Annotated in this window: 20 protein-coding genes, 1 pseudogene and 1 riboswitch; of the genes and pseudogenes, 7 read left to right on the forward strand and 14 right to left on the reverse strand. The window is 72.6% G+C overall.

Features of this window, described 5'->3' with window-relative positions:
- Positions 1–34: 34 nt before the first annotated feature.
- The 3 genes from ABTY62_RS22745 to ABTY62_RS22755 form a co-directional block, all read right to left on the reverse strand.
- Positions 35–1,132: a prenyltransferase/squalene oxidase repeat-containing protein gene (locus ABTY62_RS22745; protein WP_352131255.1), complete on the reverse strand. Its 1,098-nt coding sequence runs from the start codon at positions 1,130–1,132 to the stop codon at positions 35–37.
- Positions 1,129–1,863, reverse strand: coding sequence for a class I SAM-dependent methyltransferase (locus ABTY62_RS22750; protein ID WP_352131256.1), 735 nt, complete (start codon positions 1,861–1,863; stop codon positions 1,129–1,131). The genes ABTY62_RS22745 and ABTY62_RS22750 overlap by 4 nt, the downstream gene beginning before the upstream one ends.
- Positions 1,864–1,949: 86 nt before the next feature.
- The gene (locus ABTY62_RS22755; protein WP_352131257.1) at positions 1,950–3,341 is read right to left on the reverse strand and encodes a glycosyltransferase family 4 protein; all 1,392 of its coding nucleotides are present in this window, start codon (positions 3,339–3,341) and stop codon (positions 1,950–1,952) included.
- Between the two features lie 365 nt (positions 3,342–3,706).
- On the opposite strand from ABTY62_RS22755, the gene ABTY62_RS22760 reads away from it, so the two are divergent.
- Together ABTY62_RS22760 and ABTY62_RS22765 are read left to right on the forward strand one after the other, a co-directional pair.
- A complete protein-coding gene (locus tag ABTY62_RS22760; RefSeq protein WP_311722850.1) occupies positions 3,707–4,357 on the forward strand; it encodes a TetR family transcriptional regulator in 651 nt (216 codons plus the stop codon).
- Between the two features lie 124 nt (positions 4,358–4,481).
- Entirely contained in the window at positions 4,482–5,102 is a 621-nt protein-coding gene (locus tag ABTY62_RS22765; protein WP_352131258.1) for a response regulator transcription factor, read from the forward strand.
- 234 nt (positions 5,103–5,336) lie between these two features.
- On the opposite strand, the pseudogene ABTY62_RS22770 reads toward ABTY62_RS22765, so the two are convergent.
- From ABTY62_RS22770 to ABTY62_RS22795, 6 genes and pseudogenes are all read right to left on the reverse strand, one after another.
- Positions 5,337–7,025 (reverse strand): annotated as a pseudogene (locus tag ABTY62_RS22770) (ATP-binding cassette domain-containing protein); the annotation flags it as partial.
- Positions 6,961–8,754, reverse strand: a complete 1,794-nt coding sequence (locus ABTY62_RS22775) for an ABC transporter ATP-binding protein (protein ID WP_352131259.1) — start codon at positions 8,752–8,754, stop codon at positions 6,961–6,963. The gene ABTY62_RS22775 and the pseudogene ABTY62_RS22770, both read right to left, overlap by 65 nt.
- A gap of 177 nt (positions 8,755–8,931) precedes the next feature.
- Positions 8,932–9,069, reverse strand: a complete 138-nt coding sequence (locus tag ABTY62_RS22780; protein ID WP_352131260.1) for a SapB/AmfS family lanthipeptide — start codon at positions 9,067–9,069, stop codon at positions 8,932–8,934.
- Between the two features lie 72 nt (positions 9,070–9,141).
- Complete coding sequence (gene lanKC / locus ABTY62_RS22785) at positions 9,142–11,976, reverse strand: class III lanthionine synthetase LanKC (RefSeq protein WP_352131261.1); 2,835 nt, start codon at positions 11,974–11,976, stop codon at positions 9,142–9,144.
- 132 nt (positions 11,977–12,108) lie between these two features.
- Positions 12,109–12,369, reverse strand: a complete 261-nt coding sequence (locus tag ABTY62_RS22790; RefSeq protein WP_311722845.1) for a ferredoxin — start codon at positions 12,367–12,369, stop codon at positions 12,109–12,111.
- Positions 12,369–13,835, reverse strand: coding sequence for an aldehyde dehydrogenase (locus ABTY62_RS22795; protein WP_352131262.1), 1,467 nt, complete (start codon positions 13,833–13,835; stop codon positions 12,369–12,371). The genes ABTY62_RS22790 and ABTY62_RS22795 overlap by 1 nt, the downstream gene beginning before the upstream one ends.
- 134 nt (positions 13,836–13,969) lie before the next feature.
- On the opposite strand from ABTY62_RS22795, the gene ABTY62_RS22800 reads away from it, so the two are divergent.
- The 4 genes from ABTY62_RS22800 to ABTY62_RS22815 all read left to right on the forward strand — a co-directional run bounded on the left by ABTY62_RS22800 (position 13,970) and on the right by ABTY62_RS22815 (position 18,535).
- Positions 13,970–15,055, forward strand: a complete 1,086-nt coding sequence (locus ABTY62_RS22800; RefSeq protein ID WP_352131263.1) for a Strvi_7410 family MBL fold metallo-hydrolase — start codon at positions 13,970–13,972, stop codon at positions 15,053–15,055.
- A 157-nt stretch (positions 15,056–15,212) separates the two neighbouring features.
- Positions 15,213–16,670 carry a cytochrome P450 gene (locus ABTY62_RS22805; RefSeq protein ID WP_352131264.1) on the forward strand — a complete coding sequence of 486 codons (1,458 nt, stop codon included), beginning with the start codon at positions 15,213–15,215 and terminating at the stop codon, positions 16,668–16,670.
- Positions 16,652–17,785 (forward strand): cytochrome P450 family protein, encoded by a 1,134-nt coding sequence (locus tag ABTY62_RS22810; protein ID WP_352131417.1) that lies wholly within the window; start codon positions 16,652–16,654, stop codon positions 17,783–17,785. Before ABTY62_RS22805 ends, ABTY62_RS22810 begins: the two co-directional genes overlap by 19 nt.
- A 234-nt stretch (positions 17,786–18,019) precedes the next feature.
- Positions 18,020–18,535, forward strand: coding sequence for a GNAT family N-acetyltransferase (locus ABTY62_RS22815; RefSeq protein WP_352131265.1), 516 nt, complete (start codon positions 18,020–18,022; stop codon positions 18,533–18,535).
- Positions 18,536–18,590: 55 nt separating this feature from the next.
- Here the strand turns inward: ABTY62_RS22815 and ABTY62_RS22820 are convergent, their stop codons facing one another.
- The 4 genes from ABTY62_RS22820 to ABTY62_RS22835 all read right to left on the reverse strand — a co-directional run bounded on the left by ABTY62_RS22820 (position 18,591) and on the right by ABTY62_RS22835 (position 21,844).
- Entirely contained in the window at positions 18,591–18,719 is a 129-nt protein-coding gene (locus ABTY62_RS22820) for a hypothetical protein (RefSeq protein WP_352131266.1), read from the reverse strand.
- Positions 18,720–18,885: 166 nt separating this feature from the next.
- Positions 18,886–19,524, reverse strand: coding sequence for an RraA family protein (locus ABTY62_RS22825; RefSeq protein WP_352131267.1), 639 nt, complete (start codon positions 19,522–19,524; stop codon positions 18,886–18,888).
- Positions 19,525–19,593: 69 nt separating this feature from the next.
- Positions 19,594–20,670: a hypothetical protein gene (locus ABTY62_RS22830; protein ID WP_352131268.1), complete on the reverse strand. Its 1,077-nt coding sequence runs from the start codon at positions 20,668–20,670 to the stop codon at positions 19,594–19,596.
- 58 nt (positions 20,671–20,728) lie between these two features.
- Positions 20,729–21,844: a hypothetical protein gene (locus ABTY62_RS22835; RefSeq protein WP_352131269.1), complete on the reverse strand. Its 1,116-nt coding sequence runs from the start codon at positions 21,842–21,844 to the stop codon at positions 20,729–20,731.
- Between the two features lie 422 nt (positions 21,845–22,266).
- On the opposite strand from ABTY62_RS22835, the gene ABTY62_RS22840 reads away from it, so the two are divergent.
- Positions 22,267–23,037 (forward strand): TetR/AcrR family transcriptional regulator, encoded by a 771-nt coding sequence (locus tag ABTY62_RS22840; RefSeq protein WP_352131270.1) that lies wholly within the window; start codon positions 22,267–22,269, stop codon positions 23,035–23,037.
- Here ABTY62_RS22840 and ABTY62_RS22845 read toward each other — a convergent pair.
- Positions 23,009–23,809 (reverse strand): DUF5984 family protein, encoded by an 801-nt coding sequence (locus tag ABTY62_RS22845; protein ID WP_352131271.1) that lies wholly within the window; start codon positions 23,807–23,809, stop codon positions 23,009–23,011. The genes ABTY62_RS22840 and ABTY62_RS22845 overlap by 29 nt on opposite strands.
- A gap of 125 nt (positions 23,810–23,934) precedes the next feature.
- Positions 23,935–24,060: riboswitch (cobalamin riboswitch) on the forward strand.
- Positions 24,061–24,202: the final 142 nt, after the last annotated feature.

Below are 24,202 nucleotides of genomic sequence, written 5' to 3' on the forward strand. Positions count from 1 at the left end.
CGAACGACTGCCGGGGCCGGCCCGGTCCGCCCCGCTAACCGCAGCAGTCCGAGTCCAGCCCGCGCGGCAGCCGCTCCCCGCCGAAGACCGCCATGGTCGCCTCGTCCCCGCCGAGCGCGGCCACCGCCAGCAGCAGCGAGCCCGCGGTCCAGGTGGTGCGCTCCTCGGGCCAGACGGCGTCGTCGTCGAAGACGTACCCCGTCCAGTACATCCCGTCCTCCGCGCGCAGCGGGGACTGGATCCACTGGAGTATCTCCACCGCCCGGTCCGACTCCCCCATCACCCACAGCGCGAGGGCGAGTTCGCAGCTCTCGCCGCCGGTGACCCAGGGGTTGGTGGACAGGCAGCGCACGCCCAGGCCGGGGACGACGAAGCGGTCCCAGCCGGCCTCGATGCGCTCCTTGGCGTCCGCGCCGGTCAGGGCCCCGCCGAGCACCGGGTAGTACCAGTCCATCGAGTAGTGGTCCTTGTTGAGGAACCGCTCGGGGTGGTGGCGGATGGCGTGCCCCAGCAGCCCCGCCGACAGCTCCCAGTCCGGCTGCGGCTCCTCGCGGTGTTCCGCGATGGCCAGGGCGCAGCGCAGCGCCTGGTAGACGGACGAGGAGCCGGTGAGCAGCGCGTCGGTGGCCGCGGTGCCGTCGGCCTCGCGGCGCCAGCCGATCTGTCCGCCGGGCTGCTGGAGGCCGAGGACGAACTCGACGGCGGCGAAGACGGTCGGCCAGACGCGGTCCAGGAAGGCGTCGTCGCCGGTGGCCAGGTAGTGGTGCCAGACGCCGACGGCGACGTACGCGCAGAAGTTGGACTCCCGGCCGGGGTCGGTGGGGTGGGCGGCGTCGACCCCGCTCGCGATGTCGGGGTAGGCGGCGTACCAGGAGCCGTCGGGGTTCTGGTTGCGGGCCAGCCATTCGTACGCGGCCTTGGCGCGCTCCCGCTCGCCCGCCGCGTCCAGCGCCATCGCGGCCTCGATGTGGTCCCACGGGTCGAGGTGGTGGCCGCGGAACCACGGTATGGCCCCGTCGCCGCGCTGGACGGCGGCGATGCCCGCCACGGTCCGGGTGGCCTGTTCCGCGGTCAGCACGCCGGGCAGGACGAGGCGTTCGGTGCGGCCGGGCCCGGGGCCGAAGGCCGTCACGCCTCCCCCCGCGCGGGGATGTGCGGCTTGGTCGCGTACGCCACGAAGCTCTTGCCGACGACCGGGTTGAGGACCCGCTCGGCGAGCCGGGTGGCCATGGGCTTCTTCATGATGTCCCACACCAGCAGCTTGTGGTACGCCCGGACGGGCAGGGCCTTGTCGTTGTCCACCCCGAAGGCGCACTTGAGCCACCAGTAGGGGCTGTGCAGCGCGTGGGCGTGGTGGGTGCCGTAGGGGCGCAGCCCGGCCTCGCGCATCTTGCCGAGGAGTTCGTCGGCGCGGTAGATGCGGATGTGGCCGCCCTCGACCTCGTGGTACGCGTCGGACAGCGTCCAGCAGACCTTCTCCGGCCCGTAGCGCGGCACGGTGACCGCGATCCGGCCGCCGGGGCGGAGCACCCGCACCATCTCGGCGAGCACGCCCTTGTCGTCGGGTATGTGCTCCATCACCTCGGAGATGATGACGACGTCGAAGCTGTCGTCGGGGAAGGGCAGGGCCAGCGCGTCGCCCTCCATGGCGGTGGCCGTGGCGCCCGCGGGGGCCTCCCCGGCCTCCTTCATGGCGGCGAACCACTTGGCGACTTCCCGTATCTCCTCGCCGTTGCGGTCGAGGGCGACGACCCGCGCGCCGCGGCGGTAGCACTCGAAGGCGTGCCGGCCGGCGCCGCAGCCCAGGTCGAGCACGCGATCGCCTGGGGCGAGCGGGAAGCGGGAGAAATCCACGGTCAGCACGTGATCTGCCTTCTGATCAGGGGGAATCCGGCGGGTCGGGTCGGCGTGCGGGCGGGGGTCGGTGGGCCGGGGCGGCGGCCTGGCGGTCAGCCGGGACGGCGGGCGGCGCCGCGGGCGGCGGGCCGGCCGCGAAGGGACCCCGCCTGGGCCGCGATGGCCTCGCGGTAGCGCTCCACCGTGCCGATCGCGGCCCGCTCCCAGGTGAAGTGCGCGAGGACCCGCTCCCGGCCCGCCGCGCCCAGCTTCCGGCGCAGCTCCGCGTCGCCCAGGAGCCGGGTGAGCGCGGCGGCGAGCGCGCCCGCGTTGCCGGGCGGCACCGCGAGACAGGTCTCGCCGTCGGGGCCCGCGACCTCGGGTATCGCGCCGCCGGTGGTGGCGACCAGCGGGGTGCCGGTGGCCATGGCCTCGGCGGCGGGGAGCGAGAATCCCTCGTACAGGGAGGGCACGCAGGCGATCTGCGCGCCGCGCACCAGGTCGACGAGTTCGGCGTCGCTGATGCCCTTGACGAATTCGACGGCGCCTTCGAGCCCGTACCGGGCCATCGCCTCGGCCACCGGGCCGGTCTCGGGCCGCTTGCCGACGACGACCAGATGCGCGTCGTCGTTCTCGGTGCGGACCTTCGCGAGCGCCTCCACGAGGTGGACCAGGCCCTTGAGCGGCACATCCGCGCTGGAGGTGGTGACGATCCGGCCGGGCACCTCGGGCACGGCGGGGTCGGGGGAGAACAGCCGGGTGTCCGCGCCGATGTGCACCACGTGCACCCGCCCCGGGCGCACCCCGAGGTGGCCGACGATCTCCCGGCGGGAGGAGCCGGAGACGGTGAGCACGGAGGGCAGCCGCCGGGCCACCCGCTTCTGCATCCGGGTGAAGCCGTACCAGCGGCGCACCGAGGCGCGGCGCTTCCAGTCGGGCGCGGCGTCCAGCTCCAACTGCCGGTCGACGGTGATCGGGTGATGGATGGTGGTCACCAGCGGGAAGCCGACGCGGTCCAGGCCCAGCAGCCCGTAGCCGAGGGTCTGGTTGTCGTGGACGACGTCGAACGCGCCGCGGCGGGCGGCGAGATGGCGGCGGGCGCGCAGGCTGAAGGTCAGCGGCTCGGGGAAGCCGCCGGTCCACATCGTGCCGACCTCCAGCGCGTCGATCCAGTCGCGGAACTCCTCGCGCCGGGGCGTGCGGAAGGGGTCGGGCTGCCGGTAGAGGTCGAGGCTGGGCAGCTCGGTGAGGGTGACGCCGTCCTCGTCGTCGAGGATCGGGTACGGCTGGGCGCCGATGACCTCCACGGTGTGGCCGAGCCGGGCCAGTTCGCGGGAGAGGTGGCGTACGTAGACGCCCTGGCCGCCGCAGAACGGATTCCCCTTGTAGGTGAGCAGCGCGATCCGCAGCGGTCCGTCCGGATCCCCGGGATCCCTGTCGACGGCGGCTGGAGGTGTGTCGGGAGTTGGTCCGGTCCCGGTCTCCTGCGCGGCCTCAGCGGTCACTCGCGCCCCCTCCTAGGTGCAACTCAGCGGGAGCGTAACCGCTCGCGTTTATCTAGAACAAGTTTCACTAGCGGATCGCCCGAGAAGTCTCGAAGATACCTGGTCAGGACATCGGCACCGGCGCCGGGAAGGGTGATCCGCACCACTGCGGGCACAGGTCGGGGCGTTGCGGCGACGCGCGGACGGCCCGCCGGATACTCGCGAGTAGCGCCGCCACCTGTCTCAACTGCGCAAACGCCGGTGTGGACGGCGACCCACCGCGCTAACCTAGAACGAGTTTCAGTGGTTCGCCACGCGCCCGTTCCGGCCCCCGGGGCCGGCCGGCCGCCGGCGGATCACCTCTGTACCGCACCGAAGTGAGACAGATGACCGCAGAAGCCAAGCCGGCCTCCCTCCAGCTGACCGAGCGGCAGGAGGCGCGCCGTCGGCGGATCCTGCACGCCAGCGCCCGGCTGGCCAGCCGCGGCGGCTTCGACGCGGTGCAGATGCGCGAGGTCGCCGAGAACTCGGGCGTCGCCCTCGGCACGCTCTACCGCTACTTCCCGTCCAAGGTCCATCTGCTGGTCGCGACCATGCAGGACCAGCTCCAGCACATGCACGAGACGCTGCGCAAGCAGCCCCCGGCCGACGAGGAGCCCACCGCCCGGGTCGCCCAGACCCTGATGCGCGCCTTCCGGGCGCTCCAGCGCGAGCCCCATCTGGCCGACGCGATGGTCCGGGCCCTCACCTTCGCCGACCGCTCGGTCAGCCCGGAGGTGGACACCGTCTCCCGCCTCACCACCGCGATCATCCTCGACGCGATGGGGCTGGACGGACCGCCGACGCCCGAGCAGCTGTCCGCCGTGCGCGTCATCGAGCACACCTGGCACTCGGCGCTGATCACCTGGCTGTCGGGGCGCGCCTCCATCGCCCAGGTGAAGATCGACATCGAGACGGTCTGCCGGCTGATCGACCTCACCGCACCGGGGGCGCCAGGGGCGCAAGCGGCGCGCGCGACAGCAGAAAATCGCGAATAAGCTCTTTTGTGCGCCTGTGCGCACCCCGTTGGCTCAATATGCGCGTTCACGGCAGGGGCAACCCCGGTAATCATCAACGACGCCCGGAACCGGGCAAAACCGCACGGGGTTGGAGGGACAGCACGTGATCCGCGTACTTCTGGTGCACGACTCTTGTTTGCTGCGATCCGCGTTGGGGGGACTGATCGACGCCGAGCCGGACATCGAAGTGACGACGACATCGTGGCGTGACGCACGATGCAGAGCCCGCTCGATACGACCACACGTCTGTGTGGTGGACACCCACTGTCCGGGCTCGGACGGAGCCGCGAGAAAGGGAGAATTAGCCAAGATATCCGGCGAGATATCGGGCAAGGACGGCCGGGGCGAGCTGCTGGTGCTGGCGGACGCGGAGCGGCCGGGGCCGCTGCGGCGGGCCCACGAGGCGCGGGCCCTCGGCTACATCGACCGGAACGCCCCGCCGCACCGGCTGCTGGACGGCATCCGGAGCGTCGCGAAGAAGGAGCGGTTCATCGACGACTCCTTGGGCTACGGCTTTCTCCAGGCGGCCCGGATGCCGCTGACCGCACGCGAGTTGAGCGTGCTCTCACTGGCCGCCGAAGGCGCCTCGGTCGCCGAGATCGCCCGCAGCCTGCACCTGTCCAACGGGACCATACGGAACTACATGGCCGCGATCACCCGGAAGACCGGGGCGCGCAACCGCGTGGACGCCATCCGTATCTCCCGGGGCAAGGGCTGGCTCTGAGAGCCCGCCGGCGTCCCAGCTTCCCGCGAGATCGCGGTAGAGCGCCGAGCGCTCCAGCAGCTCGGCATGGCGGCCGCAGACCGTGTGCCGACCGTCCATGACCAGCACGCGCCCGGCACGGCGCGCCGAGCTGACGCGGTGGGCGATCACGATCAGCGTGGTGCCGGGGCGCCGCGCGAAGGCCCGCTCCGCGCGGGCCTCGGCGGCCGGGTCGAGATGGCAGGTCGCCTCATCGAGCAGCACCACGGGGGCGGGGGAGAGATAGGCGCGGGCGAGCGCGATCAGCTGGCGCTCCCCCGCGGACAGCGCGGCCGGGTCGACGTCGGCGCCCGGCCCGCCGAGCCGGGACAGCAGCGCGCCGAGGCCCATCTCGTCGGCGACGGCGGCCAGTTCGGCGTCCGTGAGGGTGCCGCGCTCGGGGCACAGATAGCGGAGGTTGTCGGCGAGGGTGCCCGAGAAGACGTACGCCTCCTGCGGAATCAGCACCCGCGACGCGCCCGCGGGCCCCCGTACGGGCTCGCCGCACACCCGGATCTCCCCCGAGCGCGGCTCCAACAGCCCCGCGATCAGCCCCGCCAGCGTCGACTTGCCGATCCCACTCGGCCCGACCACGGCCAGATGACCACCCGCCGGTACGCGGAGGTCCAGCCCCTGGACGACGGGCGCGGCGCGGTCGCCGTAGGCGAAGGTGACCGACTGCAGCTCAACGGCGGCGGGGTCGGGGCCCGATGGGTCCCGCCCCGGCGCGGCGGCGGGCGCCGCGGCGGCGGGCTCCACGGGGGACGCCGGACGCACCCGAGCCCGGGACTCCGCAGCGGACTCCGCCTCGGGGGCGGACACCGGGCGCGCCCCCGCATGAAACCCCGCCCCGGGGGCCGGCTGCGCGGGGCCGGTCAGGCGGCGGATCACTACCGCGAGTCGGGAGCCGCCCGTGCCCAGTGCCTGCATCAGGCTCTGGAGGGCGGGCAGCAGCGACTGCTGGAGGTAGGCCAGCGCCCCCACCAGCGCGCCCGGTGTGACCCCCCGCGCCAGCAGCCAAGGCGCGGCCGCCAGCAGCAGTACGACGGGCAGCCGCCCGCCGATCCCCGTCGCGAGCACCCGCACCACGCCCCAGCGGGCGAGGGCGCGCGCCGCGCGGTACTCGGCGTCGATCCGCTCTCCCGCCGCCGCCCCGACCGGCTTCTCCGCCCCCGCCGCGGTGATGTCCCGCAGCCCGGAGGCGACGGCGCCGAGCGTCTCCGCGATGTTCTCGTCCGCTTCGAGGAAGGCCTCCTGACGGCGGGCCATCGGACGCAGCGTCGCCAGGAACAGCGCGAGCCCGAGGACCAGCGGCGGGAGGACGACGAGCAGCAGGACCGGGGCGAGCGAGAAGAGGCCGACCAGCGCGCCGGCCGCGACGAACACGAACGAGCGGGAGACCATGACCAGGCCCGCGAAGGTGTCGCGGGCGATCTCCACCTGGTGGGTGAGCCGGGAGACCGCCGTACTGCCCGCGCCCCCGCCCCCGCCCACGGCCCGCGTCACGACGCGCCGCACGAGCCCGTCGCGCAGCGGCTCGACGAGGGCGGCCACCGCGCCGTAGACGCGGCCGGTGCCGTACGCGCCGAGGGCCACGGCCAGCGCGGCGAGCCCCAGCCAGGCCAGCCCGACGCCCCGCTCCCCCGCCAGGAACCCGTCGTCCAGCGCGCGGGCCAGCGCGTATCCGCCCAGGAACGTCTGCCCGGACTCCAGCACCGACCACGCCGCGAGCCGCGCGAGCACCCGGCGCCGCCCCCGCAGAAAGCGAATGCCCTCGGCATATGGCCCCGGCCTGCCCCCGCCACGCCCGGCCCGGCCGCCCTTTTTGACCCGGCCGGATTCAGCCACCCTGAACGCCCCCGTCCGCATATGGCACTTCCGATACGTCCTGCTCGCCGGATACATCCGGGTCGGCGAACACCGTCCGGTACCCGGCCAGTTCCCAGAGGTCCGCGTGGCGGCCCGCCGCCCGGACCCGCCCGTCCTCCAGCCAGACCACCAGGTCCGCGCGGGCCGCAGTCGCCGCGCGGTGCGCGACGATCACCCGGGTGCGGGGCCGCCGGGCGCCGGGGAGGCGGCCGGACAGGGCCCGGCTCACCCGCAGCTCGGTGACGGTGTCCAGGCTCGATGTCGCGTCGTCGAGGATCAGCAGCCGCCCGTCGTGGGCGAAGGCCCGGGCCAGGCCCAGCCGTTGGGTCTCGCCGCCCGACAGCGGCGCGCCCGCGCAGGGCGTGTCGTACCCGTCCGGGAGCAGCCGTACGAAGTCGTCGGCGCAGGCCGCGCGCGCCGCCTCGACCACCCGCCCGGGTGGCGCCGGAGCGGGCCCCAGCGCGATGGTCCCGCCGATCGTGCCGCCGAGCAGCGCGGGGCGTTCGAAGGCGTAGCCGATCGCACGGCGCAGCGCGTCGTGGGTGAGTTCCGGCAGTGGCACGCCGTCGAGCAGCACCTGGCCGCCGTCCGGGTCGGCGAGCCGCCCGGCGAGCGCGGCCAGCGTCGACTTGCCGGAGCCGGAGCGGCCGACCACGGCGAGGCAGCGCCCGCCAGGCACCACCAGGTCGACGCCGCTCAGCACCGCCCGCCCGCCACGCACCGCCCGGACGCCGCGCAGCTCCAGCGTCCCGTCCCCGGGCGGCAGCGGGCGCGGGCCGTACGCGGTGGCGGGCTCGGCCAGGACGGGCGCGAAGCGACGGGCGGCGGTGCGGCTGCGCACCAGGCCGTTGAGGTGGCCGACCAGCATGCCGACGCCGGTGGCCAGCACCGCGTAGCGGGCGGCGGCCAGCAGGCTGCCGACGCTCAGCGCCCCCGCCGTCAGCCGCAGCCCGGCCACCGCCAGCACGGCGATCTGGAGGAGCGGGACGATCGCGGCGGCCCACGCGGCGGAGCGGCCCTGGACCCGCCACATGCGGTGCCCCTGACGGCTGAGCTCCGGCAGCGGCGCGAGCACCCGCGCTCGCTCCCGGCCGGCCGTCCCGGCCGCCGCGATGGTCCGCGCCCCGCCCAGCGCCTCCACCAGGCGGCCCGCGATCTCGCCCTGGCTGTGCTGGTAGCGGGCGACGCTGTCGGTGGTGTCCCGGACGAAGGAGCGCAGCAGAACGGCGAGCAGGGGCAGCCCGAGGAGGAACGCGAGGGCGAGCCAGGGGTCGATGAGGGCCAGCGCGACCAGCCCGCCGACCGGGGTGACGACGGCGGCGAGCGCCGAGGCGAGCGCGGTCGGCGCGGTCCCGGCCTGCGCGGCGTTCCCCACGAGCCGGGTCACCAGGTCCCCGGGCGCGAGCCGCCGGCCCGCGCGCGGCCCGGCGCGCAGCGTGTGGCGCAGCAGACGGCGCCGCAGCCAGGCGATGGAGCGGGCGTTGGCGGTGCCGGTGAGGAGCGAGTCCAGCGCGTCCAGCACGACGAGCAGACAGGTGAGCCCGGCGCTTCCCAGCACCCAGTGCCTGGCCGCCCCGCCATGGGGGTCGGCGAGCAGGGCGTCGAGCGTACGGCCGAGGACGGCGGGAAGCGCGAGCCCGACGGCGGCGGACGCGGTGCTGACGCAGAACACCGCGAGCGCACGGCCGAGACTGCGCCGCAGCAGCTGCCGCAACAGCCCGTCGCCCGCCCGCCCTTCGGCGTCTGTGCTGGTGGAAGAAGCCATACGCGGCAGGTCCTCGCCTCCTCGCGAGTGGGCGTGGCAGGTCGGGCGACGGTCCGTCCGAGGCCGGAAGCGCCGCGAAACCCCGCACCGGTCCGGAAGCCCGGCGCGAGGTCCGCGGGGACGCGGCCCCGGGCGGGTGATCCGCCGGGGCCGCGTCAGTGTGAGACCGTCAGGCCGTCACAGACACAGCAGGTTGCTGACCGAGCTGTGCTTGTCGCAGAGCAGCAGGCTGACGCTGCTCTCGCCGCCGCCACCGCCACCGCCGAAGTCCTCGGACTCTTCGGTCTCGAGCGTCTGGAGGTCGAGAAGTGTCATGATCGTTCCTCTCTCTCAATATTCCCTGGGGATGGGTTTTCTTGCTACGGCCCCCCTCGCGGAGGGCCGGTCCTAGGGCCGCCGGAGCGGCGGCAGAAAGGGCAGGCCGACGGGTTCGCCGGAGCGCGGCGGCGGTGCGCACGCCGCGCCGAGCGCGAGCAGACAGCCCGCGGTCCCGGTGGCCAGATCCATGGAAAGGCGCATCATCTGCTCGCCGGGGAAGGCGAGATGGCCCTGGTACCGCACGGCGTACCAGCCCAGGGCCGCGATCTGCGCGGCGAGCCGTTCGGGCGCGAGGTCCGGGGTGGCGGTGCGGCCGAGGTGCAGCACCATCCCGGCGCGGCCGTTGAACAGCCCCGGCTGGGCGTAGTAACGCAGGGACGCCGCAGCCGCGATGGAGCCGCGTGCCGCCTCGAAGTCGTCGTCGGTGCGGTGGGCGAGCCAGCTGTCGAGGACCATCCCGATCCCGACGCTCCCCGCGCCCAGGTACGGCATGGTGCGGAAGCCCTCGTCGACGAGCAGGGTGCCGTGGCGGTCCGGGACGCAGCGGTCGAGGTCCTGGCGGAGCGCGGTGGCGGCGAGGTCGAGCAGCGCGGGGTCGCCGGAGTGTTCGTACAGCCGCAGGAAGAGCAGCGCCGGGCCGGACGCGCCGTGCAGCAGCCCGGCCCGCTTGCCGGTCAGCCGCGCGCCGCCGGCCTGTCTGTCCGCGAGCAGCCGCGCCGCCTCCGAGGCCCGCTCGCGCAGCCCCGGCTCGCCGGTCGCGCGGGCGAGGTGGTCCAGCGCCAGGCCGACGCCCGCGAGGCCCCCGTGCAGGTCGGGCGCCAGCCGCTGCCACTTCTCGTCCAGCACCCGCTCGATGAGTTCGAGCGCGCGCCGCGGGTGGCCGAGCCGCTCCAGGACGTACGCCACGCCCGCCAGCCCGTCGTAGAAGCCGAGCGGGGTGCCACGCGGGGGCGGGGCGGTGTGCTTCAGCAGCCACTCCTCCCCCGCCTCGTACCGCCCGGCGCCGGTCAGGTCGAGGGCGTGGAGGACGCCCGCCGCGCCGTGGGCCACCCCGAGCCCGCCGCCGTCGGCGAACTGGCCGATGTCGCCCGGGAAGAGCCGGTCGTCGCGCTCGGGCGTGGCCGAGGCGAGGATGGCGCGGGCCATCGAGTCGCGGCTGCGGGGCCAGTCGGCGGGGTCCACCGGCACATACGAGCCGCCGCCGCGGCCCGCCACCGCCACCCCCGTCCCGGCCGACCCCGGCCCGGCCGACCCCGTCGCGGCCGATCCCGGCCCGGCCGACCCCGTCCCGGCCGCCGCGACACCACCGGCCGCCCCCCTGACGCCATCGGCCGCCGCCGACCCGGCACCATCACCCACCACCGGGCCCGCGTCGCCGCGCGCCCCGCCCGCGATCACCTTCACCGCCTCGTCCAGAAAGGCCCGGTCCACCGGGAACTGCGCGGCCGCCACCTCCGCCAGGTGCGCCGCCTTCCCCCGGTCCACCACCAGCAGCGTGGTCATCGGCACGAAGAGGGCCAGCCGCAGACACGCGAGGGCGTAGCGGTCGACCTCGAAGCCGCGGCGGTCCAGCGGCGCGACGAAGCCTGGGTGAGCGATGGCCTGCCGCCGTCCCTCACTGACGTGCGCGGCCGCCTCGAAGTCCAGCAGCATGACGGACAACTCGTCGGGGCTGACCATGATGTTGAACATGTGCAGGTCGTTGAAGACCACCCCGCGCCCGTGGACCGCGGCGACGGCCTCCTCGACCGCGCCGTGGATCCGCAGCGCCCAGCGGGTGTAGTCGGCGACCGCGGCGGGGTCGGGTTCGGCGGCCAGCAGCGGGTGGCGCCGCGCGAAGAAGGAGTTGAGAGTGCGGCCCGCGACATGGTCCATGACCAGGAAGCGGTGGTCGCCCAGGGTGAACCAGTCGCGCACCTCGGGCGCCACGCCCAGCCCGGACAGCCGCTCCAGCGCGGCCTTCTCCCGCTCCAGGCGGGTCACCGCGTCCGCCCCGTCGGAAGCCAGCCCGGCGTACGGGCGCGCCTCCTTGAGGACGACCTTCTCGCCGCTGCGGGTGTCCGTCCCCACATAGACCCCGCCTCCGTTGGAGAAGTGCAGGGCCTTCTCGATGCGGTACGGCAGGTCGGCAATCGTCGTGGCGTTACGAGCGGCCAACTGCGGCGCGAGGAAGTCGGGCAACGTCACCCATTCCGGGACGTGGAAGGCGGGGTCGCGGCGGTCGGGGACGAGCCTGCCGGTCGGGTCCTCGATGGCGGGTACGAGCGTGCCGCCGGAGCCGGAACCGGAGCCCGAGTCTTCGGCGTCCGCGCCATCGACACAGTAGCGCTGCGCGAAGCCGCCGTATCGCACATACAGCGGGCCGTCCTGCCAGCGCAGATCGGTGAGGATGTACGGGCCCGGCTCCCCCGCCAGCAGCTCACCCAATTCACGGAGAATGGTGTGGAGTTCCGCCTCGTCCGCCGGATAGATGGTGGCGAACTTTCCGCTGGAGCCGCGCCCCGCGTATTTCGAGTTGCGCAGGAGCAGCGCATGCGCGGTGGGCACGAATTTGAAGGGTATTTCCCTGGGCACGCAGTAGTCCCAGACCTTGGCCGCGGTTTTCTCCGCGTTGTCGAGGCAGGCCGAGACATGCACCTTCCAGCCCTGGCTCGGCCGGCCCGGTCGCGGGGTGCCGTCCTCCCGCACGGGGCTGACGTGCAGCCAGTCCCCGGAGACGAAGCTGTCCCAGCCCACGGGGGCGGGGCGCTGCGCGGCCTCATAATAGGAGTCGGAGCCCGTTGCGCCGGAATCCGTGGCGCCGGAATTATTCGCGTCGGCGGCCGGGCGACGGGCGGACAGTCGGTCGGGGGTCTCATAGAAATATCTGTCGGCAAGACAGAAGACCTCATACCTCTTGTCCATCGAGCCCCCCTCGGCGGTGATGGCCTAGAGATTTCCACGCCGCCGCCGAGGGGAACAGTCACATCCGTCATGAACAGACCGTGCAATACGCATGAGTAAGTTCGATGAACAGAAGTTCGAAATTCGGCGCGCTCATTCCTCCGGCGGGAACACCTGCTCGCCCCGGGAACCCCCGTCCCCGCCCGCCGCGCCCCCGACCAGCCGGATGGCGATGGCCTCGACCGGGCACCCCTCGGCCGCCGCCAGCACCGCCTCCGACGCGTCCGTCTCCACCGCGACCGGATGCGACTGCCGTGCCCCGTCGAGCCGGAACCCGCCGGGCGCGGAGCTCACACACAGCCCCGAGCCGATGCAGACGTCGCGGTCCACCTCGATGTGCCAGCGGTCGCCCATCAGCCCTGCTCCCCGTCCCAGCCCTGCGGCAGGTGGATCATCTTGTGCTCCAGGAACGAGGAGAAGCCCTCGGGCCCGAACTCCCGCCCCAGGCCGGAGTTCTTGTAGCCGCCGAACGGCCCGAGCATGTCGAGGCTGAAGGTGTTGACGGAGTACGTGCCGGTGCGGATCCGGCGCGCGATGTCGATGCCGTGCGCCACGTCCGCGGTCCATACGCTGCCGGACAGGCCGTAGTCCGAGTCGTCCGCGATGCGCACCGCCTCCGCCTCGTCCCGGTACGGCAGCAGACAGATCACCGGCCCGAAGATCTCCTCGCGGGCGATGCGCATGGTGTTCTCGACATCGCCGAAGAGCGTCGGCTCGACGTACCAGCCCTTCTCCAGGTCCGCCGGGCGCCCGCCGCCCGTCAGCACCTTGGCGCCCTCCCGCTGCCCGGTGGCGATGTAGTCGAGCGACCGCTGCTGCTGCCGCCGGGCCACCAGCGGGCCGACCTGGGTCGCGGGGTCCAGCGGGTCGCCGACGACCAGGGCCGAGGCGGCGGCCGACAGGCGCTCGGCGATCTCGTCGTAGTGGCTGCGCGGGGCGAGGATACGGGTCTGGGCGACACACGCCTGCCCGTTGTTCATCCACGCGTTGGGCACGATCCCGGCGACCGCCGCGTCCAGGTCGGCGTCCGGCAGGATCACCGCGGCGGACTTCCCGCCCAGCTCCAGCGTCACCCGGGTCAGATTGCGCGACGCGACCTCCATGACCCGCTTGCCGCCCGCGACCGAGCCGGTGAAGGACACCTTGTCCACGCCCGGGTGCCCGACCAGGTACTCGCTGACCTCGCGGTCGGCCGGGAGGATCGACAGCACCCCCTCCGGCAGCCCGGCCCCGGCCACGATCTCCGCCAGGATGTAGGAGTCCAGCGGGGTCTCGGGCGAGGGCTTGAGGATCACCGAACACCCGGCCAGCAGCGCGGGCGCCAGCTTCGCCGCCGCCGTGAACTGCGGGACGTTCCACGGCACCACCGCCGCCACCACCCCGACCGGCTCCCGCCGCACCAGCAGCGGCCCCAGCACCCCGGCGCGCCGCTCCTCGAAGACGAAGCCGCGCGCCACGGTGATCGCGGAGTCCCACACGATCATCGCGCCGAGCGCCTGGCCCAGGACGCTCCAGGAGTACGGGGAGCCGTTCTGCGCGCTGATGGACTTGGCGATCTCCTCGTGGCGGGTGGCGACGGCGTCCTTGATGCGGGTGACGACCGCGATCCGCTCCTCCAGCGAGGCGCGGGCCCAGGGGCCCTCCTCGAAGGCGGTGCGCGCCGCCGCGACCGCCCGGTCCACGTCCTCGCGCGAGGCGTGCGGCACCCTTCCGATGACCGCCTCGGTGTGCGGCGAGACCACCTCGATCACGTCCGTACCGGCCGGATCGGCCAATGTGCCGCCGATGAAGAGCTGTCCGTGTTCGATGAGGTCGCTCATCGCCGAGCCTCCCGCCGCTCGCCCAGATCTGACGCCGAATCTGAAATCTGACGCTGCATCAGAACTGATACCAGTTCCAGTTATAGTGGGCAATGCTCACGCGGCTCGCGGGAGCGGCCGGCCGGGAGAGAGGGATGTCCATGGCGGGGGCGGCGAAGAAGGAAGACACAGGCCCAGGGGTCACGGACCACGGCGGCGGGGTGTGGAGCATCCCGGTCCCCATCCCGGACAACCCCCTCGGCCACACCCTCGTCCACCTCCTCGACACCGACCGCGGCCCGGTCCTGATCGACACCGGCTGGGACGACCCGACGGCCTGGGACACCCTCACCGCGGGCCTCGCCGCCTGCGGCACCTCGGTCTCCGCCATCCACGGCGTGCTCATCACCCACCACCACCCCGACCACCACGGGCTGTCCGCCCGGGTGCGCGAGGCCTCCGGCGCGTGGATCGCGATGCACGCCGCCGACGCCGAGGTCGTCCGCCGCACCCGCGAGGCCGAACCCACCCGCTGGCTCGGCTATCTCGCCGTAAAACTCGCCGCCGCCGGAGCACCCGAGGAGCACCTCGCCCCACTGCGCGCCGCCCGCGCGTCCGGCGGCAGAGACGCCCTCCCGGGCACACGCGCCGCCCAGCCCGACCGCCACATCACCCCCGGCGAACTCCTCGACCTGCCCGGCCGCCGGCTGCGCGCCGTCTGGACCCCCGGCCACACCCCCGGCCATGTCTGTCTGCACCTCGAAGAGACCCACCCTGCGGCGGGCGAGGGCATGCCCGGCCACGGCCGGCTGTTCTCCGGCGACCATCTGCTGCCCGAGATCAGCCCGCACATCGGCCTGTACGAGGACCCCGACGACGCCACCGTCACCGACCCCCTCGGCGACTATCTGGACTCCCTCGAACGCGTCGCCGCCCTCGACCCGGCCGAGGTGCTCCCTGCCCACCAGCACGCCTTCACCGACGCCCCGGGCCGGGTGCGGGCCCTGCTCCGCCACCACGAGGAGCGGCTGGCCGGGCTGCGCGCCCTGCTGCTCGGCGCGCCGCTGACGCCGTGGCAGCTGGCCGAGGCCATGGAGTGGAACCGCCCCTGGGCCGATATCCCCTACGGATCGCGGAATATCGCGGTTTCGGAGGCCGAGGCGCATCTGCGCCGCCTGGTGAAGCAGGGCGGGGCGGAGCCGGTCCCGGGCACGGATCCGGTGGCGTATCAGGCAACTTGAATCCCCCCGGGGGTGGAGGCGCCGGAGATCCGCAGCTAGCCTTACCCCCGCTCGGCCGGGCCGTACTGCGCCTCCGCCCCGCGGGATCGAGCCGTGCCCACCCCCACTGCCCTGCCACCGTCATGCCCTGTTCGTCCCAGCGCCACCAGGAGCACGTGTGCCGACCTCCCCGCCCCCCGGCTGCCCCGCACACTCCGGCCAGAGCCCGGAGCCGGGCCACGCCGAATCGCTGTACGGAACCGCCGAATCGCTGTACGGGCCCGAGTTCGCCGCCGACCCGTCCGCTGTCTACGCACGGCTGCGCGCGTACGGGCCCGTCGCGCCCGTGGAGATCTCCCCCGGTGTCCACGCCTCGCTCGTCACGAGCTACGCCACCGCCCTGGAAATCCTGCGCAACACCGAGACCTTTCCCAGGGACCCGCGCCGCTGGGAAGCGCTCGCCGACGGCACGGTCCCCATGGACAGCCCCGTGGTCCCGATGATGATGTACCGGCCCAACCCCATGTACACCGACGGCGAGGAGCACGAGCGGTTCCGCGGCGCGGTCTCCGACACGCTCGAACGGCTCAACCCGCACGCCCTGCGCACGTATGTCGAGGAGAGCGCCGACCTGCTGATCGACCTCTTCGGCCCCGAGGGCGAGGCCGAACTGCTCAGCGAGTACTGCGCCCGGCTGCCGCTGCTCGTCTTCAACCAGCTCTTCGGCTGCCCGCCCGAGCTGAGTGAGCCGCTGGTCAAGTCCATGGCCGCGCTCCTGGACGCGAGCGAGGACGCCGTGAAGGCCAATGACGTCCTCACCGAGACCCTTCTCGCGCTCATCCGCCTGAAGCGGGCCGAGCCCGGGGCGGACATCACGTCCTGGCTGCTGGCCCACCCCGCCCGGCTCACCGACGAGGAGATGATCAGTCAGCTCGTCCTCCTCACGGGCGCCGGCGTCGAGCCGGTGAAGAACCTGATCTGCAACGCGCTGCGGCTGCTGCTGTCGGACGACCGGTTCGCGGGCGATCTGTCGGGCGGCACCATGCCGGTGGACGAGGCGCTCGACGAGGCGCTGTGGACCGACCCGCCGCTCGCCAACTACGCCACCCACTTCCCGGTCCGCGACGTCACCATCGGCGGACACCGGGTGGCCAGGGGCACCCCCGTCCTCATCAGCATGGCCGCCGCCAACAACGACCCGCAGCTGGTCTCCGACCGGCGCGGCAACCGCGCCCACCTGGCGTTCGGCGCGGGCCCGCACGCCTGCCCCGCGAAGGACCCGGCGCGGATCATCGCCTCCACCGCCGTCGAGAAGCTCCTGGACCGCGTTCCGGACATCGAGCTGACCGTCGACCCCGCCCAACTCCGGTGGCGGCCAGGCCCGTTCCACCGGGCTCTGACCGCTCTGCCTGTACGTTTTCCTCCGATAGTCGCCAAGTACGATGCCACGGGCGCCACAGCGACCGACCAGTATCCCGGAGGCAACGCATGGAATCACAGCGCAGATCCCTCGACCTCGCCCCCCTCGTCCTCGACCCCCAAGGACGTGACATCCACGGGGAAGGGGCGCGGCTCCGGGAACGCGGACCAGCGACCCTGGTGGAACTCCCTGATCACGTGGTGGCGTGGGCGATAACCGAACCCGTTCTCCTCAAGCGGCTGCTCACCGACCCGCGCGTCTCCAAGGACCCCAGGCAGCACTGGCCCAGGTTCATGGCCGGCGAGATATCCCCGACCTGGCCCCTGTTCGGCTGGGTCGCGGTGGAGAACATGTTCACCGCGTACGGCGCGGACCACACCCGGCTGCGCAGGCTCGTCGCCAAGGCCTTCACCACCCGCCGCACGGCCGCGATGCGCCCCGGAATCGAGCAGTTGGTGTCCGGCCTGCTGGACGGCCTCGCGGCAGCCGGCCCCGACACGACGGTCGATCTGAAGGCGGCGTACTGCCACACCCTGCCCATCGCCGTCATCTGTGAGCTGCTCGGCATCCCCGAGGGCGAGATGCGCGAGCGCGAGCTGGGATACGTCGACACCATCTTCCGCACGACCGCGACCCCCGAAGAGGCCGTTGCCGCCTTCCAGGGCCATGAGGCCCTGCTGCATGAACTGGTCGCGATCAAGCGGGACAACCTCGGCGACGACATCACCAGCGAGCTGATCTCCGTCCGCGACGAGGACGGCTCCCGCCTCAACGAGCAGGAACTCGCCGACACCATCGGCCTGCTCATCTCCGCCGGGTTCGAGACCACGGTCCAGCTCCTCGACAACGCCGTCACCGCCATGCTGACCCACCCCGACCAGCTCGCGCTGGTCCGCTCGGGCCAGGCCTCCTGGGACGACGTCATCGAGGAGACCCTGCGCGCCCAGCCGCCCGTGGCCAATGTGCCGATGCGCTACGCCGTGGAGGACATCGAGCTCGCGGACGTCACCATCAAGCAGGGCGACGCGATCCTCGTCTCCGTCACCGCCGTCAACCGCCACCCCGACGTCCACGGCGAGCACGCCGCCCAGTTCGACATCACCCGCGCCGTCAAGGAGCACCTGGCCTTCGGCCACGGCGTCCACTACTGCCTGGGCGCCCCCCTGGGCCGCATGGAGGCCCAGATCGCCCTCCCCGCCCTCTTCGACCGCTTCCCGGACCTCCGGCTCGCGGTCCCCCAGGAGGACCTCCTCCCCCTGCCCACCCTCATCTCCAACGGCCACCAGGCCCTTCCGGTGCGCCTGGGCGGGGACGCGGAGCTGACCGGCTGAGAGCCACGGCCGTGGACGTCGCGGCCGTGGCTGTCACAGCCACGGCCGTCACGGCCCCTGGAAGGCGCGCAGCTCAGACGCGGTTGCTACGATCACTGCGCCGCGAGAGACGCGTGATCATGTGACGAGGAGGTTGATGAATATGGCCGCCGCCGGCCCTCATCGGTATGCCCTCGTCCGGCCCGCGCCGTAGCAGAGCGCGGCCCGGGTCGTTCCAACATCCAGGAGTGACACGTGTCTTCCCCTTGCTCGACTTCCCCCGATGATCTGACCACCGACCGCCTCGTCCTTGAGCGGTGGAGCATCACCGAGGCCGCCGCGGTCATCGACAACACCAGGTCGGTGTACTGGGCCGACGACTTCCCCGCCGACGGCGACCGGGTGATCGCGAACCTCTTCGACGAGCACCCGGACTGGCTCGGCCCGTACGGCCACCGCCTGATCATCGAGCGCGACAGCGGCTTGACGGTGGGCTCGCTCGGCCTGTTCTGGCCGCCGAGCGAAGGAATCCTCGAAATCGGATACGGCATCGTGACCTCCCGCCGCGGCCGGGGCTACGCCACCGAGGCCACCCGCGCCCTGGCGGAGTACGCCCTCACCGCACCGGATGTCCACACCGTCTCCGCCGCCGTGGAACTGCCGAACCCGTCGTCCCTCCGCGTGCTGGAGAAGGCGGGCTTCCACCACGTGGCCACCGAGGAGAACGTGGCCAGGTTCAGGATCACCAAGCCGGACCTCGACCGGCAGTGACCCGGTAGGCAGCGGTGGGCCCGGCGGCATGCCGTCGGGCCCACCGCGGCCGCGGTCAGCCGACCATCTCGGCACAGCCGGCGGGCCGGCGGGCCAGGTCGCGTACGTGATCACGTGGCGCGTCCGGGTACTCGATGTACTCGATGTACTCGATCACGAACGGAAGGTCCAGCCAGGCGGGCACGGAGGCGACCCACTCCAGCCGCGTCGGCGGGGAGCCGGGAGAGGACCTGCTCTGGCGACTGGGGCACCGATCAACGGCCCCCGCCCCACCACCGAAACCCAAGGGTGGAACTCGACACAAACGCAGCATCTCCGCCAGTGATGCCCGTTGTGCAAGCCCAGGAACTTCAGTCCCGGGTAGTTGATCCCTCGAAGCCCTTGTCGCTGAGGATCTTGTCGATGCGGGCACGGTGCGCCGCCTCCCACGCGTCCAGGGATTCGTCGGCCTCCTTGGCCAACTTCGCCTGCGCGGCGAGCAGCACCTCGTCCTGGCGGGCGTGGGGAGTGACCACGATGCCCTCCTCGTCCGCCACCACGATGTCGCCGGCGTTCACGTCGACGCCACCGCACCGCACCTGGACATTGAGCGGCTCGGCGGCCGCCTTGGTGCCCGGGATGGGGATGACTCCCCTCGCGAAGACGGGGAAGCCCATCTCGCGCACCTCGCCGAGGTCACGGATCACCCCGTCGAGTACGAACGCCGCGATCCCTCGGCGCTGCGCGACGGCACAGACGTTGCCTCCGGCGAGGGCGTAGTCCACGTCGCCGGATTCGACGACGACGATCGAGCCGGGCTGAGCGCGGTGGATTGCGGCGTGGAGCATGAGGTTGTCGCCGGGAGGGCACCGCACGGTGAACGCGGGGCCGGCGACGCGCGGGATGGGAGACCAGAGGGGGCGGATGCCGATGTCCATGACCTGCGCGCGGCCCAGGATGTCGGCGAGGGTGGTCGGGGGGATGCTCTCGAAGCCGGTGCCATCGGTCATGTTCTGCCCTCTTCCATGGACGAGGGGGTCCGGCGGACCGCCCTCGCCCATGATCGCCCATGGCGGTGGCTAACGGACCGGCTCGTTGTGCGGCGTGAAGTCCTCCAGGGACGGGGTGGCCGCCAGCGCTCCACCGCTCCAGCGGACCTGGTGGCGGGCGGTGCCGCCCGAGGGGCACGACGCGCCCACCGGCGATCCCAGAGTCAGCTTGTATGTCTGCTGCACCTGGACGTTCATGCGGGCCCAGGCCCCGTCTCGCCAGTTCCACCCGAAGTCGGAACCGGCCATACCGAATTTCATCGGGCCGTGCTCGAACTTGACGAGCGCCAACGAACCGCTGCATTTCATTCTGGAGAGCGCGCCCTTGCCCCTCCAGGTGTCCACGCCGATGGAAAGCTCGGGCTGAAAACCCTCAGGGTCGGGGCTGGACGACGCGGCCGCCGCCGGCATCCGGTACGACGCGGGCTGCATCCCGGTCTTCGCGTCGCCCGAGGAGCCCGAGGAGCCCGAAGAGCCCGAGGAGCCCGAGGAGCCCGAAGTGTCCTCGACCCTCAGCACGGCCTTGGGCATCGCCTGCCGAAGCGTGGCGTCCTTGGTCCGGACGACGACCCGGCCCTTCTCCCGGGTCACCCCGCGCACCTCGCGCACCAGCCCCCGCGGCGTCCGCTCGCTCTCGGCGGCGACGACGAAGTCGCCCTTCTTCAGCTTGCGTGCCGCCGCCGAGCCCGCGGCGAAGACCAGCTCCGACTTGCCGGGGCGCCTGTGCAGTCCGGAGTCGGCGGTGTCGGCGGTGTTCAGGACCGTCGTCTTCTCGGAGAGGGCCACGGCGTAATCGATCACCGCCCGCTCGGTCTCACCGCTGTCCACCGTCCAGGTCGTGGTCTCGTCCGCCGTGTAGTAGACGTTTCCCTTCGCATGGCTGGCCTTCGCCGTGATGCGGTAGTCACCCGGCTTGACGGAGAGCGTCTTATCGCTCGTCAGGTCTTCGCTGAATCCGTTCGCCCCGCTCACGTGAAGTGCGAAACCCGCCTTGACGGGAAGGCCCGTGACCTTGACGGCCAGCTTTCCCGGCCGGTTGGCCGCCACCTGCCACGCGGTGAGCAGGCCGGCCGAAACGGCCAGCGCGATCCCGACTGACAACAGCACTCGCAACGACCACCTGCGCGGCCACCATTTCGACATTCGATGCCCCCGAGGTACGTAGCTACTGGAAATCGCCGGTCTGGAAGTTTCCGCGGAGCACGAAGTCGTCCCCCACCCCCTGCGGCAGCGACCCCAACTCCTCCGGCTCCCCGGGCGACGTCAAGCCGGCCCGATACAGCTTTACGCCGCCGTCGTTCAGGACGTCTTCCGATGCGATGTAGAGGTATTGACGATCCGCGGAAACGGCCACGGAAAGAACCTTGCTCTCCGTCTCGGGGGCGATCTCCGCCTTCACCACGGCCTCCAGCGGGCCGTCGGGCTTGTTTCCCATCTCGCTCGCGTCGGCCCGGACGGAGAAGAAGGTGTTGGACGCCCCCTCGCAGAGGACGTCGTCGGCGTTGATCCACGCCACGGGGTCACAGTCGCGCGTCTCGTCGCCGTCGCGCACGACCATCTGGTCGGAGGGGTCGCCGAAGACCGTGTCGTCGTCGAGCCGGTCCATGTGGGGTGCCAGGAGATCGAGGTCGAACCCGTCATACGAGTCAATGCCGTCGATGATCCTGCCGGGAGAGACAGCGAACTTCCCGCTCGGGTGGATGAGGCGCGGACAGGTGACGGCCGCCGACTTCACCGGGCGGTAGAAGCCGTTCTTCTTGGATCGCTCGTCATGGCAGGCCTTGCTGATCGGGTGCCGGGTGAGACGACCGCTCTCATCCGCCGAGTAGTACACCTGCTCATCCCGCAGGAACCACAGCGATCCGTCCGGGGCGAATCCGGGGAACGCGTCGGAGTGTGTCTCCGGGCTGTAGCCCCCCTTCCGCGCGGCCTCGGTGAAGTCCGTGAACTCCCCCGTCACCAGGTCCAGCCACCCCACATGCGACGACGTGAGGGCGCCCACCTCGTCCGTGACCACCTCGACCGCAACCCGCCGACCGTCCGGGGAGACCGGGCTGACTCCCAGGTCCGCCGCACTCTCGCCGTACGGCCGCTCCCCGCAAGGGCTACGCACGAACGCCCGGTCCGCGTCCGCCTCCTCGGCGATCTTGGAGAGCCGGGACAACAGCGGCTCCTCGGAGTACGTGGCGACCCGCTTGCTGAACGTGGCGTCGAAGGCCGCCACCTGCTCGCCCTTGTCGTCGTCGTCCCAGCAGATCACCGGCCCGGTGGCCGAGGTCACGCGGGAGAGGTCTCTCATCGCCCCGGCGAGCCCGGATTCCCCCGACCATTCCCCCGAATCAGCCGCATCCCCCGAATCAGCCGCATCCGCCCCGGACTTGCGCCCACCACCGTCCGAGGCGCCGGATCGCCCGGGGCCCTTTCCCGAGTCGTCGGACGCGCCGCACGCGGTCACGCCTCCCACCGCGAGCACGGTCGCGGCCGCCACCGCGACCCACCCGCGCACACCGGACACACAGGTCTTACTCACTCAGCTCTTCGCCTTCCCCCGCAGCCGCAACCAACACGACCTCCGTGACTACCCTTAGAAGCGAGAATAGTATTAACCACGCAACGCACCTTCACAGCAACTCGGTTGACCGGTACGCCCGACAGCCGATGAAGGATCATTGGGGCGCACCCCACCACGACAAGGAGGCGACGGTGTCCGGCACAGACCGAGACGCAGACCGAGACGCAGACGGAGGCGAGCGCGCGGCAGGGCTGTCGCGGCGGGAGCGGCTGCGCGCGGAGCTGGAGCGCGATGTCAGGGCCGCCGCCCGCCGGATCACCGCCGCGGAGGGCATCGAGGGTCTCACCGTCGCCGCCGTGGCCCGCAGCGTCGGCGTGACCTCACCCGCCCTCTACCGCTACTTCGAGGGCAGGAACGGGCTCATCCGCGCCGTCTACGACGACGTCACCACGGAGTTCATCCAGACGGTCGACCGCGCGGTGGGGCGTCAGGACCCCGACGACGTGAGCGCGCAGCTGCACGCCGCCGCCCGTGCCGTGCTGGACTGGTCCGTGGCCAACCCGGCGGAGTTCAACCTGCTCATGGGCGCCGGCTACCCCTCGGCGGCCAAGACCGCGGACGACATCCCGCACGTCATATCGCGCGAGCTGGGCGGGGTGTTCGGACGGGGCTTCACCCGGCTGTGGCGCGAGGGGAAGCTGGCCTGCCCTGCGGACGAGGAGCTCGACCCGGCGCTGGTGGCCCAGCTGCGGACCTACCGCGAGGTCATCGGCCTCGAAGTCCCCCTCGGCGTCGCGTTCCTGATGCTCACCTGCTGGCGCCAGATCTACGGCATGCTCTGCCTGGCCGTCTACGGCCATCTGTCCTACGTCCTGGACGACCCGGTGCCGCTGTTCGAGGACATGATGGAGCGCCTGCTCGGCCTCCTGGGCCTCACCCGCAGCCCCGGCCTGGTGATCTGAGGAGCGCCGCCGCGCCCGCCCGTACGGCGGCCCAGTCGGTGGCGTACTCGTACTCCCGCGCCCGCGCCAGCCACCCCGCGCGGTCCCGGTGCTCACGGCGCAGCTGCTCCAGGTCCAGCTCGACGCCCGGCGGCGGCCCCGCAGCCGCCAGCTCGCCGATCCGCCGTTCCATCGCCTCCAGCAGCGCACGGTCGAGCTCGCCGACGGCGGCCACAAAGGCGCTGGTCGGCAGGGTCACCCGGCCCGTGGCCGGCGCGGCGAAGTCGATCTCGTCCTCGGGATCCGGCTGATGCGTCCAGCTGACATGCATGACGTCGTCTGCCCCGGCGACGGTCCGCCAGCAGCGGATGTCGGGCGCGACGCGCAGATACCCCGTGTTCAGGGTGCGGCCGCCGTGCCACTGCGCAGCGGCCTCGGCCTCCGGGGTGTCCTCCCAGTGCCAGCCGGAGGAGTCGCGGGCCACGAAGTCGGCCAGGTCCTCAGGTACCGGCTCAAGCGCAGCCGGCAGCAGCGCGAGCAGGTCCTCCCAGAGCCGGACCACGTAGTAGTCCGCATACGGATGCGCCGGGCCGGCGCCTCCGCCGCCCTCGCCGCCCCGCAGCCGCCGCACCGTGCGCTCGGAGTAGCGCAGCAGCTCGTGCTCGCCGAGGTCGATCACGTACCAGCCGTCGGTCAGCCCGAACCAGTGCAGCACCGGGCGGTCGCCCCGCCCCCACGGCCGCACCTCGGCCAACGGCGTCAGCCCGAAGCGGAACCGGATGTCCAGATCCATGGGAGGAGTATGCGCCCGCCCCGTCGCCCGCTCCCTCGCCCGCCCCCTCGCCCGCTCCCCAGCCCACCCCCAAGGGCCCGACCGCCGTGGTCCGGCCCCCGTGGGCGCCGGATAAGGTATGCGTGAAAACTTCATCCGCGTCCGATCGGGGGAAGCCGGTGAGATTCCGGCGCTGACCCGCAACCGTGAGTACGGGCTGTGTGCCGCAGGGCGTACGAGCCGGGACACCTGGTCGGGCGCACCGCAGGCTCCCGCCGCCGGCCCGCCCGGCGGCGGCACCGTCGAGGTATGCGGAGCTGAGCCCGGTGTCATCGCGTTCGCACGTCCCTCGGCGTGCGGGGTGGTTGGCCGTGCGCGGCCGCGTACCGCTGCCCAGCCACCGCCGAGACCCCC

It is taken from the genome of Streptomyces sp. NPDC097640, from assembly GCF_040302705.1.
Lineage (GTDB): Bacteria > Actinomycetota > Actinomycetes > Streptomycetales > Streptomycetaceae > Streptomyces.

What these genes read in the sequence shown, in the direction of transcription:
- ABTY62_RS22780 (WP_352131260.1), bottom strand. Translation starts at nt 9,069, where the DNA reads ATGACACTTCTCGACCTCCAGACGCTCGAGACCGAAGAGTCCGAGGAC.
- ABTY62_RS22825 (WP_352131267.1), bottom strand. Translation starts at nt 19,524, where the DNA reads ATGACCGATGGCACCGGCTTCGAGAGCATCCCCCCGACCACCCTCGCC.
- ABTY62_RS22790 (WP_311722845.1), bottom strand. Translation starts at nt 12,369, where the DNA reads ATGGGCGACCGCTGGCACATCGAGGTGGACCGCGACGTCTGCATCGGC.
- ABTY62_RS22845 (WP_352131271.1), bottom strand. Translation starts at nt 23,809, where the DNA reads ATGGATCTGGACATCCGGTTCCGCTTCGGGCTGACGCCGTTGGCCGAG.
- ABTY62_RS22795 (WP_352131262.1), bottom strand. Translation starts at nt 13,835, where the DNA reads ATGAGCGACCTCATCGAACACGGACAGCTCTTCATCGGCGGCACATTG.
- lanKC (WP_352131261.1), bottom strand. Translation starts at nt 11,976, where the DNA reads ATGGACAAGAGGTATGAGGTCTTCTGTCTTGCCGACAGATATTTCTAT.
- ABTY62_RS22800 (WP_352131263.1), top strand. Translation starts at nt 13,970, where the DNA reads ATGTCCATGGCGGGGGCGGCGAAGAAGGAAGACACAGGCCCAGGGGTC.
- ABTY62_RS22760 (WP_311722850.1), top strand. Translation starts at nt 3,707, where the DNA reads ATGACCGCAGAAGCCAAGCCGGCCTCCCTCCAGCTGACCGAGCGGCAG.
- ABTY62_RS22775 (WP_352131259.1), bottom strand. Translation starts at nt 8,754, where the DNA reads ATGGCTTCTTCCACCAGCACAGACGCCGAAGGGCGGGCGGGCGACGGG.